10 protein-coding genes are annotated in these 14,122 nt (G+C 67.6%); 3 read left to right on the plus strand and 7 right to left on the minus strand.

Annotation, left to right across the window (positions count from 1 at the left end; genetic code table 11):
- Positions 1-23: 23 nt before the first annotated feature.
- The 5 genes from M1L36_RS10480 to M1L36_RS10500 are packed head-to-tail and all read right to left on the minus strand — an operon-like array spanning position 24 to position 4,451.
- The gene (locus tag M1L36_RS10480; RefSeq protein WP_250873685.1) at positions 24-1,016 is read right to left on the minus strand and encodes an amino acid ABC transporter permease; all 993 of its coding nucleotides are present in this window, start codon (positions 1,014-1,016) and stop codon (positions 24-26) included.
- Positions 1,013-1,876 carry an amino acid ABC transporter ATP-binding protein gene (locus M1L36_RS10485; RefSeq protein ID WP_305794461.1) on the minus strand — a complete coding sequence of 288 codons (864 nt, stop codon included), beginning with the start codon at positions 1,874-1,876 and terminating at the stop codon, positions 1,013-1,015. Before M1L36_RS10485 ends, M1L36_RS10480 begins: the two co-directional genes overlap by 4 nt.
- Positions 1,873-2,655, minus strand: a complete 783-nt coding sequence (locus M1L36_RS10490; protein ID WP_250873686.1) for an amino acid ABC transporter permease — start codon at positions 2,653-2,655, stop codon at positions 1,873-1,875. Before M1L36_RS10490 ends, M1L36_RS10485 begins: the two co-directional genes overlap by 4 nt.
- A complete protein-coding gene (locus M1L36_RS10495) occupies positions 2,656-3,564 on the minus strand; it encodes a basic amino acid ABC transporter substrate-binding protein (RefSeq protein ID WP_250873687.1) in 909 nt (302 codons plus the stop codon).
- 59 nt (positions 3,565-3,623) lie between these two features.
- Complete coding sequence (locus tag M1L36_RS10500; protein WP_250873688.1) at positions 3,624-4,451, minus strand: COX15/CtaA family protein; 828 nt, start codon at positions 4,449-4,451, stop codon at positions 3,624-3,626.
- A gap of 124 nt (positions 4,452-4,575) precedes the next feature.
- Here M1L36_RS10500 and M1L36_RS10505 point away from each other — a divergent pair, with 124 nt between their 5' ends.
- Both M1L36_RS10505 and M1L36_RS10510 read left to right on the plus strand, forming a co-directional pair.
- Positions 4,576-6,846, plus strand: coding sequence for an NADP-dependent malic enzyme (locus tag M1L36_RS10505; RefSeq protein ID WP_250873689.1), 2,271 nt, complete (start codon positions 4,576-4,578; stop codon positions 6,844-6,846).
- Between the two features lie 213 nt (positions 6,847-7,059).
- Positions 7,060-8,886, plus strand: coding sequence for a multicopper oxidase family protein (locus tag M1L36_RS10510; RefSeq protein WP_250873690.1), 1,827 nt, complete (start codon positions 7,060-7,062; stop codon positions 8,884-8,886).
- A 141-nt stretch (positions 8,887-9,027) separates the two neighbouring features.
- On the opposite strand, the gene aceB is transcribed toward M1L36_RS10510, so the two are convergent.
- Positions 9,028-10,329 carry a malate synthase AceB gene (aceB, locus tag M1L36_RS10515; RefSeq protein ID WP_250873691.1) on the minus strand — a complete coding sequence of 434 codons (1,302 nt, stop codon included), beginning with the start codon at positions 10,327-10,329 and terminating at the stop codon, positions 9,028-9,030.
- Between the two features lie 69 nt (positions 10,330-10,398).
- On the minus strand, positions 10,399-11,460 hold the full coding sequence (aceA, locus tag M1L36_RS10520; protein ID WP_250873692.1) for an isocitrate lyase: 1,062 nt from the start codon (positions 11,458-11,460) through the stop codon (positions 10,399-10,401).
- 197 nt (positions 11,461-11,657) lie between these two features.
- Here aceA and M1L36_RS10525 point away from each other — a divergent pair, with 197 nt between their 5' ends.
- Positions 11,658-14,057, plus strand: a complete 2,400-nt coding sequence (locus M1L36_RS10525; RefSeq protein ID WP_250873693.1) for a PAS domain S-box protein — start codon at positions 11,658-11,660, stop codon at positions 14,055-14,057.
- The last annotated feature ends 65 nt before the right edge of the window (positions 14,058-14,122 follow it).

A 14,122-nucleotide genomic window follows, 5' to 3' on the forward strand; every position in this document is an offset into this window, starting at 1 on the left:
CGGGCGGGTCTCGAACGGGGAAACTACTCCCGGCCGTCGCGGACGCCGAGTCCGGGAATCGCGACGCGGTCCTCGACCCAGCCCATGAACAGCGTCGCCGAGAGGACGAGCGCGAGGTAGAACAGCGCGAGCAGCGCGTAGATGTTCAGGTACTGGAACGTCTGGCCGGCGATGTCCCGGCCCGACTCGAACAGTTCGACGACGGTGATGAACGCCGCCAGCGAGGAGTACTTGATGAGGTAGACGAGTTCGTTCGTCCAGCCCGGAATCGCGTAGCGAAGCCCCTGCGGGAGTACGACGTGTCGGATGCCGTCGATCCGCGAGAGCCCGATGGCGCGCGCCGCGGTCAGTTGGCCCGACTCGACCGACTCGAGCGCCGAGCGGATGTACTCCGCCTGGTAGGCCGCGGAGTTGATGGTGAACCCGACGATGGCGACCCAGACGGCCGTCGTGGGGAGCAGCCCGGAGCTGACCCCACGGAAGTACTGGGACATGTTCAGCCCGTAGTAGATGACGAACAGTTGGGCGAGCAGCGGCGTCCCGCGGATGAGTTCGATGTACACCAGCGCGAGGCTCCGCGTGACGACGCCGCCGTAAACCCGGGCGACGCTGAGCGGGACGGCGATGACCAGCCCGAAGGCGATGCCCGCGACGGTGAGGACGACCGTCAGCCACGCCCCTTCCGCGAGCGTCGGGAGGTACTCGACGGCGAACGCGACGAACGAGGCGACGTCCGAGAAGAGGAACCAGAACCCCGCGACGAAGTCGAGCACCGGTGCGAGCGCTCCCGTGTTCTGTTGCATCACGAGCGCGTCGTTCTCGAAGCCGGTCGCGAGACCCTCGAAGAACGCGACGGGGAAGAACGGCTCCGAGTAGCCCGCCCAGATGGTGACCCACCGGACGACGAGCCACGCCCAGAACAGCGCGCCGATGGCGAGGCCGACAGACCGACCCGTCGGGAGCCCCTCGCCGGCGCGGGCGAGCGTGGTCCGGGCCGTCGAACGCTCCCCGCTCATACCTCCTCGGAGATGGTGGTCAGCCGCTGGAGGAACTCGGCCGTGCGGTCGTGTTCGGGGTCGTCGAACAGCTGTTCCGGCGGCCCGCGTTCGACGATGCGCCCCTCGTCGAGGAACATCAGCGACGACGCGGCACGGCGGGCGAACCCCATCTCGTGGGTGACGACGAGCATCGTCATCCCGCCCTCCGCGAGGTCACGCATCACCTCCAGCACCTCCCCGACGAGTTCGGGGTCGAGCGCGCTCGTCGGTTCGTCGAACAGGAGCAGTTCGGGGTCCATCGCCAGCGCGCGAGCGATGCCGACGCGCTGTTTCTGCCCGCCCGAGAGTTCGGCGGGGTAGGAGTCGGCCTGGCTAGCGAGGCCGACCCGGTCGAGTTGGTCCATCGCCTTCTCGCGGGCCGCCTCCTTGCCCATCCCGCGGACCTTCCGAAGCCCGAGCGTGACGTTCTGCAGGGCGGTGAGGTGGGCGAACAGGTTGATGTCCTGGAACACCATCCCGACCCGGCGGCGCAGGTCGTTGTCGTTCATCGCCATCACCGACTCGCCGTCGAGGTAGATGGCCCCGCCCTGGAACTCGGTGAGGCGGTTGACACAGCGCAGCATCGTCGACTTGCCGGACCCCGAGGGGCCGATGATGACCTCCACGTCACGTTTGTCGAGGTCGAAGCTGATGCCCCGGAGCACCGTCTCGTCGCCGTAGGACTTCTGGAGGTCCTCGACGCGCAACAACGGTTGCGAGGCGGCCCCCGCGGTGGCAGCGTCCGCCGAGGCGGTGTCTGTGTCGCTCGCCTCGGTACCGCTGGCGGTAGCGGCGCTCGTGTCGGTGCCGTCGGCCGTCCCGGAGTGCTGGTCGCTCATCGGTCACCCCCGGGAATCGCGTAGTAGTCGCCGAGGTAGTCGAGCGAACGGTTGGTGACGAAGGTCATGATGAAGTAGACGAGGCTGATGAACAGGAACAGTTCGAGCGTCGCCGTCGTCCGCTGGGTGAACAGGTTGTCCGCCCGCGCGAACAGTTCGGTGAGTCCGATGGCGAACGCGATGCTGGTGTCCTTGAGGACGATGGTGAACTCGTTCTGGAACCCGGGAATCGACCGCCGCAACGCCTGTGGCAGGACGACGTGTCGGATGCCTTGGAGCCGACTCATCCCGACGGAGCGGGCGGCCTCCATCTGGCCGCCGCTGACGCTCTGGAGCGCCCCGCGGAAGATCTGTGCCTGGTAGGCCGCCGAGCGGAGGCCGAGACCGACCGTCGCCGCGAGGAACGCGCTCCGGCCGAACGAGACCGAGCCGACCCGCGGCACGTCGAACGCGAACTGCCCCCCCGGGAGCGGGATGGGCGCGACGAAGAACATGAACACGAGGATGACGACGATGGGAATCGCCCGGAGGACGACGCCCGCGCCGTAGACGAACGAGCGGAGCGGGCCGCGGCCGTACACCTCGATGGCCCCCATCGGGAAGCCCGCGAGGAAGCCGAGCACGATGCTCGTCAGCGTCAACAGCAGCGTGACGACGAACCCGCGAGCCAGGTACGGCAGCTGTTCACGGACGAACGCCCAGTCGCCGGACTCGAACTGGGCGAGCGCCACCCAGTCGACCGCGTCGAGCGCGGGCGGAGACGCCAGCGAGAGAACCATCTACGCCTCGCTGAACCACTCGTTGCGCAGTTCCTCGTAGGTGCCGTCCTCCTGGACCGTCGCGAGCCCCTGGTTGAGCGCGCTCTGGAGGTCGCTGGCGTCCTGCCGGATGCCGAAGCCGTACTCCTCACCGGTCTCGTAGGTGAACGCCACCTCGACGTCGCGCTGGGCGGCGAACGTCTCGGCGACCGGCTTGTCGAGCACGACGGCGTCGATGTTGCCGTTCTCCAGGTCGGTCACGGCGAGCACGTAGCTCCCGTAGCCGTTGTAGTTCACGTCGCTCAGCTCCTCCCGGACGACCTGCTCGCCGGTGGTGCCGTTCTGTGCACCGACGGCCTGGCCCTCCAGGTCGCCGAGTTGCCCCGGCTGGAAGTCACCGCCCGCCCGGACGAGGATGGACTGGTCGGCCTCGTAGTACGGGTCGGTGAACGCGATGGTCTGCTGGCGCTCCTCGGTGATGGTCATCGCCGCGGCGATGACGTCGATGTTGCCGCCGGTGAGCGCGGGGATGAGCGAGTCGAACTCGAACTCCTGCCAGCCCTCCAGCGTGTAGCCCGGAGCGGCGCTGATGATAGCTTCGAGCAGTTCGACGTCGAACCCGGTCAGCTCCTCGCCCTCCTTGATCTCGAACGGCGGGAAGCCGGGGGCGGTGCCGGCGACGATTGCCTGCTCCTCGCCGCTCGCGGTGCCGCCGTCGGTCTCGTTGCCCATGTCCGTCTCGTTCCCCATCTCCGTCTCGTTGCCGGTACCGGCCCCGTCGGTCTCGTTGCCGCCGGTTCCGCCACCGCCCTCGCCGGGCGATTCGGTCCCTTCGGACGGTTCACCGAGACAGCCAGCCAGTCCCGCGACGGCACCCGCACCGACCGCAGCGAGATACGAACGACGACCGATAGCGTCTTTTCGCGTCATACAGACCCATGCGTCAGAAACCCGTTTTAACGTTGCGGCGGTTTTCGGCCGATTTCGGCCTAGTCGTCCGACGGAACGCCCGTTTCGTGTCTCCCGTCGGGACTGTCACGCCGAGCGACCCACCACGTCAGGAGCGCCAACCCGAGTGCCAGTGCGGTCGCACCGAGCGACAGGACCCGGCCGTCGAGGCCGTAGTACTGCCGGCCGACGGCGAGCAGGCCGAACAGGAGCGTCGAGCAGCCGAGAGCGGGGAGGCGGGCGCGAGCGTCGAGACCGTGGCGACCGGCCCAGACGGCCGTCGCGAGCGCGCCGCCGAACGCCAGCAGGGCGACCGCGTAGTACGCGACCTGTACTGGGGGGGTGTAGGCGACGAACGTCCGCGGGTTGAGGACGACCATCGCGCCGACCGTGAGGGGGACGAGGCCGGCCACCGCACGGACGAGTCGGTTCGTCACGACGTCGTCGGCCGCCCACAGCGCCGCGAGGACGACGCCCGCGAAGATGGTCGCCGCGGTCACGAAGTGCGCGGTGAGGATGAGCCACTCGTACTGCGTGACGGTGAGCGCACCGAGGACTATCTGGGCCGGCAACAGCAGGGTCGCGATTGCGAGCGCACCCTGTGTCTTCCGGCCCGCCGCGCCACGGAACGCGCTGACGGTGTTCCCGAGGATGACGAAGCCGGTCACCATCGCGACGAGGCGGTGGAACCACTCGACGAAACTCGCCCAGTTCGCGGGGAACAGTCCGAACACCGCACCGTCACAGAACGGCCAGTTCTGGTCGCACGTCAGCCCCGCACCCGCCGCCGCCGTGTAGACGCCGAGGAGGACCAACACGAACGTCAAGCCGGCGGAGAGGGCGGTGAGCCTGCGGAACCGTGACTCCATGGCCGGAACTGGGGACCGGACACACTTACCCCCACCGTTCACCAGCCACGTGGGGCGATGGCAAGGCCCACACGTCAGGCGACCCTCGGATAGCTTTTTGCTCCCGCCTTGCGCGGTTGCGAGTATGGGCATCGACGAGGACTCTCTGGAGTACCACCGGCAAGACCCGCCGGGGAAACTGGAGATCAACACGACCAAGCCGACGAACACACAGCGCGACCTCTCGCTGGCGTACTCGCCGGGTGTCGCCGCACCGTGTCTCGAAATCGCCGACGACGCCGACAAGGCCTACAGCTACACCGCGAAAGGGAACCTCGTCGGTGTGGTCTCGAACGGCTCCGCCGTGCTGGGTCTCGGCGACATCGGCGCGCAGGCGTCGAAACCCGTCATGGAGGGGAAGGGCGTGCTGTTCAAGCGCTTCGCCGACATCGACGTGTTCGACATCGAACTCGACCAGACCGACCCCGACGACCTCATCCGGTCGGTGAAGGCGATGGAACCCACCTTCGGCGGCGTCAACTTGGAGGACATCAAAGCGCCGGAGTGCTTCGAGATCGAGGAGCGTCTGCGCGAGGAGATGTCCATCCCCGTCTTCCACGACGACCAGCACGGCACCGCCATCATCTCCGGGGCGGCGCTCATCAACGCCGCGGACGTCGTCGGGAAGGACCTCGCGGACCTCGACATCGTGTTCTCCGGGGCCGGCGCATCGGCCATCGCCACCGCTCGGTTCTACGTCTCGCTCGGTGCGAAGACCGAGAACATCACGATGTGTGATTCGACGGGCATCATCACGAAACAGCGCGCCGACGACGGCGAGGTCAACGAGTTCAAACGGGAGTTCGCCCGCGACCGTCAGGAGGGGACCCTCTCGGACGCCCTCGCCGACGCCGACGTGTTCGTCGGCCTCTCGGTCGGCGGCATCGTCTCCCAGGAGATGGTCCGGTCGATGGCCGACGACCCCATCATCTTCGCGATGGCGAACCCCGACCCCGAGATCACCTACGAGGACGCCAAGGACGCCCGCGACGACACCGTCATCATGGCAACCGGGCGTTCGGACTACCCGAACCAGGTGAACAACGTGCTCGGGTTCCCGTTCATCTTCCGGGGCGCGCTCGACGTGCGCGCCACCGAAATCAACGAGGCGATGAAGGTGGCCGCCGCCGAGGCGCTCGCCGAACTCGCTCGTCAGGACGTCCCCGACGCCGTCGTCAAGGCCTACGGCGACCAGCCGCTCCAGTTCGGGCCGGAGTACATCATCCCGAAACCGCTCGACCCGCGCGTGCTGTTCGAGGTGGCACCCGCCGTCGCGCGCGCCGCCGAGGACTCCGGTGCGGCCCGCAAGGAACTCGACATGGAACGGTACGTCGAGCGCCTCGAAGCGCGTCTCGGGAAGTCCCGCGAGATGATGCGCGTCGTCCTCAACAAGGCGAAGTCCGACCCCAAGCGCGTCGTGCTCGCGGAGGGCGAAGACGAGAAGATGATCCGCGCCGCCGCGCAGGTCATCGAGCAGGGCATCGCCCACCCCATCCTGCTGGGCGAGCGCGAGACCATCGAGTCGCGGGCCGACGAACTCGGCCTGGAGTTCGACAGCGAGTTGGACATCGTCGACCCCGACGAGACCGACCTGGAGTGCTACGCCGAGCGCCTCCACGAACTCAGGAAGCGCAAGGGCGTCACCCGTCGTGAAGCGAGCGAACTCATCGAGGACGGCAACTACCTCGCTAGCGTCATGGTCGAGATGGGCGACGCCGACGCGATGCTCACCGGCCTGATGCACCACTACCCGTCGGCGCTGCGCCCGCCGTTGCAGGTCATCGGCACCGCACCCGACGCCGACTACGCCGCCGGCGTCTACCTGCTGACGTTCAAGAACAACGTCGTGTTCTGTGCGGACGCCACGGTCAACCAGGACCCCGACGAGGCCGTCCTCGCGGAGGTCACGAAGCAGACCGCGAAACTGGCTCGTCGGTTCAACGTCTCGCCACGGGCGGCGTTGCTGTCGTACTCCGACTTCGGCAGCGTCGACAACACGGGGACCCGCAAGCCCCGGAGCGCGGCTCGACAGCTCCGTTCGGACCCCGAGGTCGACTTCCCGGTCGACGGCGAGATGCAGGCCGACACCGCCGTCGTCGAGGAGATGCTCAACGGGACGTACTCGTTCTCGGAACTCGACGAACCCGCCAACGTGCTCGTCTTCCCGAACCTCGAAGCGGGCAACATCGGCTACAAACTGCTTCAGCGCCTCGGCGGCGCGGACGCCATCGGCCCGATGCTCGTCGGCATGGACAAACCCGTCCACGTCCTCCAGCGCGGCGACGAGGTGAAGGACATCGTCAACCTGACCGGCGTCGCCGTCGTCGACGCCCAGGAGCGCGAGAAGGGGAACTGAGCCCCCGGCGACTCGCCGGACACACTTTTTCCGAGAACGCGGCCACGACGAGTCGCGAGACCCTCGCATCGAGACCGCCTCGTCGGGTGGCGAGCGCGTAGGTGGTCGGTCGAGTGTCGTCTGCTCTCGCCGTGAGTTGTTCCAACCAGTTACATTCACTTAATAACTACATTCATCACAATATTAATGTCTGGTCGGGCGTTGGTGTTACCCATGACAGAGCGAGGGCTGAACCGGCGGCAGTTCATGAAGGCGGGAACCGCGCTCGGGGTTGGGGGAGTGCTCACGTGGGGGGTCACGACGGCGGCCGAGTCGTCGCCCGACCTCGAGAAGTTCGTCCAGCCGCTTCCGATTCCGTCGGTCAGGGAGGCCGACGGTCGGATGCGGGGGAAAGACTACTACGAGATTCCGATGGAACAGGTCGAGCGGACGGTCCACCCGGACCTCCCGCCGACGACGATGTGGGGGTTCGACGGGGAGGTTCCCGGACCGGTCATCGAGGCACAGCAGAACGAGCGCATCCACGTTCGCTACGACAACAGTGCGCTCCCCGAGGAGCACATCCTGTCGGTCGACGAGTTCGTCCACGGCACGAAGCCCGAGGACTACGAGAACCACGACGGCCCCGTCCCCGAGGTCCGGACGTCGGTCCACCAGCACGGCCTCAACGTCGAGCGCCTAAGCGACGGTCAGGCCCGCCAGTGGGAGTCCCCCGACGGCGTGAAAGGCCCACAGCCGGCCAAAGACGTTCACGAACTGCCCAACCGTCAGGACCGGATGACGGCGACGTACCACGACCACGCCCTCGGTGTGAGTCGACTCAACAACTACGCGGGCCTGCACGGCTTCTACCAGATAGAGAGCAAGGACGAGGAACGACTGAACCTCCCGAGTGGCGACTACGACGTCCCCATCATGCTCGAGGACAAGTCGTTCCACGACGATGGCTCGCTCAGCTACCCCGACGAGTTCGTCGCGAACTTCGCGGGTGACACCGCGTTCGTCAACGGCGCGGTGTGGCCGTACATGGAGGTCGAACCCCGGAAGTACCGCTTCCGTCTCGTCAACCAAGCCAACGGTCGGACGTTCGGCATGAGCCTCGCGAGCGAAGACGGTCACGGCGGCCCGACGATGTTCCAGATCGCCCCCGACCACGGCTTCCTCGAGGAGGTCGTCGAGATCGGTCACCACGGCGACGCCGAGTCGCTCGTCCTCGCGCCGTTCGAGCGCGCGGAGGTCGTCGTCGACTTCTCGGAGTACGCTGGCGAGACCATCACCATGACCAACGACGCCGCGTTCCCGTACACGGGGCCGGGCGGCCACGGCGGCCACGGCGACATGGAGATGGGCGGCAACGAGAGTATGGAGATGGGCGGGATGGAGATGAACGACAGCGGCAGCATGGAGATGGGCGGCAACGACTCCATGGACATGGGTGGCGACGACGGGATGCACATGGACATGGGCGACGAGGAGTACCCCCAGATCGACGAGGTCATGCAGTTCCGCGTCGCCGAGAGCGTCAGCGAACCCGACACCAGCGCGGACCCCGCGACCCTCGACCTGCCCGGTGGCCCCGTCCACAACGAGCAGGCCGCCGTCGAGACCCGCCAGATGACCCTCGGTATGCGGATGATGATGGACGAACCTGACCTCCACGTGCTCAACGGGAAGGCCTCCTACGAGGGCGGCGACATCGCGCGTCCCCGACTCGGGACGACCGAGGTCTGGGAGTTGGAGAACACCGGCCACCACTCCCACCCCATCCACATGCACCTCGTGACGTTCGACATCGTCGGTCGCGGTCCCGACGGGACCCACCCGCCCGCGCCCACCGAGCGCGGTCCGAAGGACATCGTCCGGGTCGACCCCGGCGAGACCGTCCGCATCGTCGTGCGCTTCGACAACTACGCCGGGAAGTACCCGTGGCACTGTCACGTCCTCGAACACGAGGAACACGCGATGATGCGCCAGTTCGAGGTCGTCGGCGACGAAGACGAGTGGGACGACGATGACGACGACGGCGAAGACGACGACTGAGCGCCGGTCCTGACCCGCAGTTCCGGGGTCACACCGACCTCGACTCCTCTCGTTCTCGCTCCGGGAGCCGACGGCTCGCGACGCGAATCGACGGTGGCGGAGGAAAGACGGACGACAGCGACGTCGAGCGAGACCGCTCGACTACTTCCCGACGCTCGTCGCGCGCTCGACGACGCTCTCGCCGTACATCTCGGCGAGTTCCTCGTGTTGGTCCGGGCGGTTCTCGTAGACGTCCTGGAACAGTGCGATGGGGGTCATCGCGGCCTGGTAGGTCGCCTCGTCCCACATGCGGTCGTTCGAGATGTCGACCTCGACGTCGCCGAAGCGGAGCGTGGTGGCCTGCTCCATCGCGATGGCACCGGTGCCGGCGTCGCGGGCGGCCTCGAACTCCTCCATGGAGTCGACGATGTCGTCCATGCTCGGGACGTACTCGGCCATGTCGAGCAGTTCCTCGCGCAACTCGTCCTCGTCGAGGTGCTGTTCACCGCCCGGCGTCCGGAGGACGTAGCCGTCACCCGTCTCCTCCAGCGAGAGGCGGTCGCCCTCGTAGGCCTGCACGTCGCCCTCGTCGGTGAGGGTGACCGTCTGGTCGCCGACGGTGAGCTGCCAGCTCCCCTCCTTCGGCGGGAGCGGGTGGGTGTTGGCCTCGACGACCTGCCCCGGCGTCAGCGACCAGATGCCGAGCATCCCCTTGGCGTGGTTCTCGGTCATGCGCTCGCGGTAGCCGTCGACGTCGCGGATGTCGTCGAACGGGCCGTCCACGGCGATACAGCCGGTGGCGCTCGCACCGCGTGAGGTGTTGTGGCGGAGTTCGGGCCACGCCGGGAGCTTCCCGGTCGGCGTCATCGCGCGCATGTCCTTCGTGTAGTCGACCTCGCCGTCGACGAGCAGGAACAGGCGTTCGAGGTTGTTGGTGTCCTTGCCCATCTCGTCGCGGAGCTTGCCCATCGCGAGTTCGGCCTCGCCGCTCTCGATGATGACGGACATCTTGAGGCTCCCCTCCTCCAGGCCGTGTTCGGTCTCGACGATGGTGAAGAACTCGTCGGCCTTCTTCCAGTCGTCGATGTCGCCGACCTCGGGGATGACGAAGCCGTCGATGTGCTCGCTCGCGCCGTTGTCGGGGTCGGCTATCTCGAGCATGTGCTGGAACCCCTGGTAGCGCGTGGCGGGGCTGTCGCGGTGCCAGACGACGCGGGGGTGGATCTCGCCGGGGAACTCCGCGCCGCCCTCGGCGACGACATCGATGATGTTCCGCGCACCCTCGTCGCGCATCGACGGGGCGGTGGCGTCCTCGTTGTCGGGCACCCAGACGTCCGGGGCCTCCAGACCGCGCAGTTGGGCGGCACGGCGAATCATCTTCGCGGAGTCGTCCTCGCCCTGCAACGCCGTGGGCGAGGTGAAGAACGTCCGCACGAACTTCCGCTGGTGTCTACGTTCGGTCATCGTAATCGACTCTGTAGGGAACTGGAATGAACATTAAAGTAGGGGCGAATTTCGAGGGTGGTCGTCGGTTCAGTCGTCGTCGTTGTTCGAGGTCAGCGGCTCCGAGCGGTCCTCGCTGAAGCCGGCGGACTTCTGCATGCGCTCGCTGGCTTCGGGGTCGAACTCGGCTTCGATGTCCTGGTAGCGCGGGACGAACGAGAGCTGGTGGTGGCTCTCGGTCTCGTGGTCGAGGTAGCGACCTTCGAGGTCCATCTGGCCCTGCTCGGCGTTGTCCGCGATGTTCTTCATGTCCTCGTAGACGGCGTGTGCGCCGGAGTGCAGCGCGTACAGCGTCACGAAGATGTACTTGTAGCCGAGGTCGCCCAGTTCGGCGAACGTGAGCGGGTCCTCCTCCTCGCTCCAGGCGAAACTGGAGGAGTAGTTGAACGCCAGGTCGAGGTCTGGGTGGGTCTCGTGGATGGTCTCGGCGTAGTTGACCGCGTCCTCTCGCGAGGGGTCGGGCATCTCCGGCCAGACGAGGTCGACGCCGGCGTCGGCGTACAGACGACCGCGTTCGAGGTGTTCCTCCCAGTCGCCGTTGGAGGAGCCGTAGGCGTCGGTGCGGGCGATGATGACCGTGTCCTCGCTCTGCTTGGCGTCGACGGCGGCGGAGAACCGCGAGACGGCCTCCTCGCGGGAGACGATCTGCTTGCCCGCGATGTGTCCACAGCGCTTCGGCGAGGTCTGGTCCTCGATGTGGACGGCGGCGACGCCGGCCTTCTCGTACTCGCGGACGGCCCGCTGGACGTTGTGGATGCCGCCGTAGCCGGTGTCGCAGTCGGCGACGACCGGCAGGTTCGTCGCCTCGACGATGCGCTTTGCGTTCTCGACCATCTCGGTCATGGTGACCATCTCCAGGTCCGGGAACCCGAACTGCCCCAACACGGTCGAGTACCCGCTCATGTAGACGGCGTCGTGTCCGGCCATCTCGGCCAGTCGCGCGTCGAGCGCGTGGTACAGCCCCGGCGCGAACACGTACGGTTCGTCGGTCAGCAGTTCGCGGAACTCGCGGCCCGCGGCGTTGTCGACGTCTCTGATGTTCGACTCCGTGCTTCGCACCCGACTCGCAACCTTGTCCTGTGAATCCTTCATGGTTGGTTCGCACGCGACCGCTCCGCGTGACGTATCCCCACCTGCAACAGTCCGACTAAAAACTGTTATGATAGATAATGATAATAGTCTATAATCGCCTATTACTACCTTATATCCCACTCCCGTGATGCAACCGGCAGGCTGACCGTCATCTCGGCCAGAGCCATTTAATTGGGTGACTGCGTACCGCCGCCACAATGCCGGACGACAGCGACGCGACCCGGGCACTCAGCCCGAACCGGCCGAATCGGCCGACGGAACCGGTCCGGGTCGCGTACGTCGACACCGACCAGGCGTTCGCCGAGTTGGTCGTCACCGGACTCGAACTCGCCGGCGACATCGAGGCCGAGGCACTCCCCGACGGCGAGAGCGCGCTGGCGACGCTCTCGGCGGTCGACTGCGTCGTCTGTGCGTACGACCTCCCCGACGGCGACGCGCCGGCGCTCGTCGAGCGCATCCGTCGCGAGCGCCCCTCCCTCCCGGTCATCCTCTTCTCGGCGGCGTCGCCGGGCGAGGTCGACCGTGCCGTCGCTGCGGGCGTCACCGACCACCTCAGGCGCTCCGACACCGTCGAACACCACGAACGACTGGCCGACCGCGTCCGGACCGCCGTCTCCGAGAGCCGCGCGCACACGAACTACCGCGAGGTGTTCGAGAAGGTCGACGCCGGACTCGTCGTCTACCACCCCGAGACGGGCGACGTCGACGACGTCAACGAACGCTTCTGCGAGATGTTCGGCTTCGACCGCGAGACGCTGCTGGAGCGGTCGCTGGCAGACGTGACGCTCGCTGCCGACGACGACGAGAAGGACCGCGCGGCCGACCACATCGCGGCGGCCATCGACGGCGACCCCCAGCGCTTCGAGTCGCACGCGAGGACCGTCGCGGGCGAGGAGCTGTGGGTAGAGATCAGCCTCAAACTCGCGACCATCGACGGCAACGAACGGCTGCTCGCCATCGTCCGTGACGTCGGCGAGCGAAAGCGACGCGAGCGGGAACTCGAAGAGGAGCGGGCGTTCGTCGAGAGCGTCCTCGACGGCCTGCCGGACGTGCTGTACACCGTCGGGGCCGGGGGCGACATCCTCCGGTGGAACGACCGCGTGACCGCGGTCACCGGCTACACCGACGCGGAGATCGCCGAGATGAGCGCCTTCGAGTTCGTCCCCGAACACGACCACGACCGCATCATGGCCGCCATCGCCGCCGTCGTCGACGAGGGCGAGATGGTGACGATCGCTTCCCACCTGCTGACGAAAGACGGACGCGAGGTCCCCTACGAGTTCACCGGCGCCCCCATCACCGACACCGACGGCGAGGTCGTGGGCCTCACGGGTATCGGCCGGGACATCTCCGAGCAGGCCGAACGCGAGGCGCTGCTCGAACGACAGCGCGACGAACTCGAACGCCTCGACCGCATCAACAGCGTCATCCGGAGTGTCGTCCGGTCGCTCGTCGACGCCGAGAGCCGCGAGACCATCGAACAGCGCGTCTGCGACCGACTGGCCGACTCCGAGAGCTACCGCTTCGCCTGGGTCGGCGACCGGAGCGGCCCCGACGGACGGGTCGTCTCCCGCGCGTTCGCGGGCGTCGAAGCGGGCTACCTCGACGACATCGACATCGACGTCGAGGACGCCGACACCGGTCGAGGCCCGGTCGGACGGGCCATCCGCTCGCGGGAGGTGGCGGTCGCCCAGCGCATCGTCGACGACCCGGACTTCGAGCCGTGGCGCGAGGACGCCCTCGAACGCGGCTATCGCTCCTCGGCGGCCGTCCCGCTGGTCTCCGGGGAGGCGCTGTACGGGGTCCTCTGTGTCTACTCCGAGCGTCCCGAAGCGTTCGACGACGAGGAACGGGCGGTGCTGGCGGAGTTGGGTGAGACGGTCGGCTACGCCATCGCCGCCGTCGAGCGCAAGCGAGCGCTCTCCAGCGACGCCGTCGTCGAACTCGAACTCCACCTCGACGAAGCACCGCTGTTCTCGGAACTCGCCGACGCGCTCGACACCACCGTCGCGCTCGACGGGGCGGTCGGCCGCGCCGACGGGACGACGCTCCTCACGCTGTCGGTCGCCGCCACGGAGGAGGAGACCGCGGCCGGGGCCGCCCAGTCGCTCGACGGCGTGCGCCACGCGAGCGCTGTCGGGCACGCCGACGACGCCACCCTCCTGGAGGTGCTCGTCGACGGCGACACCATCGTCTCGACGCTCGCCGACGGCGGGGCGACGGTGCGGACCGCCCGAGCGGACACCACCGGCTGTACCGTCGTCGTGGACGTCGCCGAACACGCCGACGTGCGTGGCGTCGTCGAGACGCTCTCGCGAGTCGCGACCGGCGTCGACCTCGTGGCACGGCGCGAGCGCGACCGACCGTTGCGCTCGCGGACGGCGTTCCGCGCGAAACTCGACGAGCGACTCACCGCCCGCCAGGCGACGACGCTGGAGGCCGCCTACCGCGCGGGCTACTTCGAGCGCCCCCGTCGCCGCAGCGGCCAGGAGGTCGCCGAGTCGCTCGACATCTCCCCCAGCACGTTCACCCAGCACCTCCGAGCGGCCGAGCGCAAACTGTTCGCCCTCGTCTACGACCACGACACCGAGGAGTAGTTCTCCTCACACGTTCCGGCTACGTACGAACGTCGAGCGGCCCGCGAGGACCCTTCACGAACGAA

The organism is Halomarina rubra (genome assembly GCF_023699475.1).
Classification (GTDB): domain Archaea; phylum Halobacteriota; class Halobacteria; order Halobacteriales; family Haloarculaceae; genus Halomarina; species Halomarina rubra.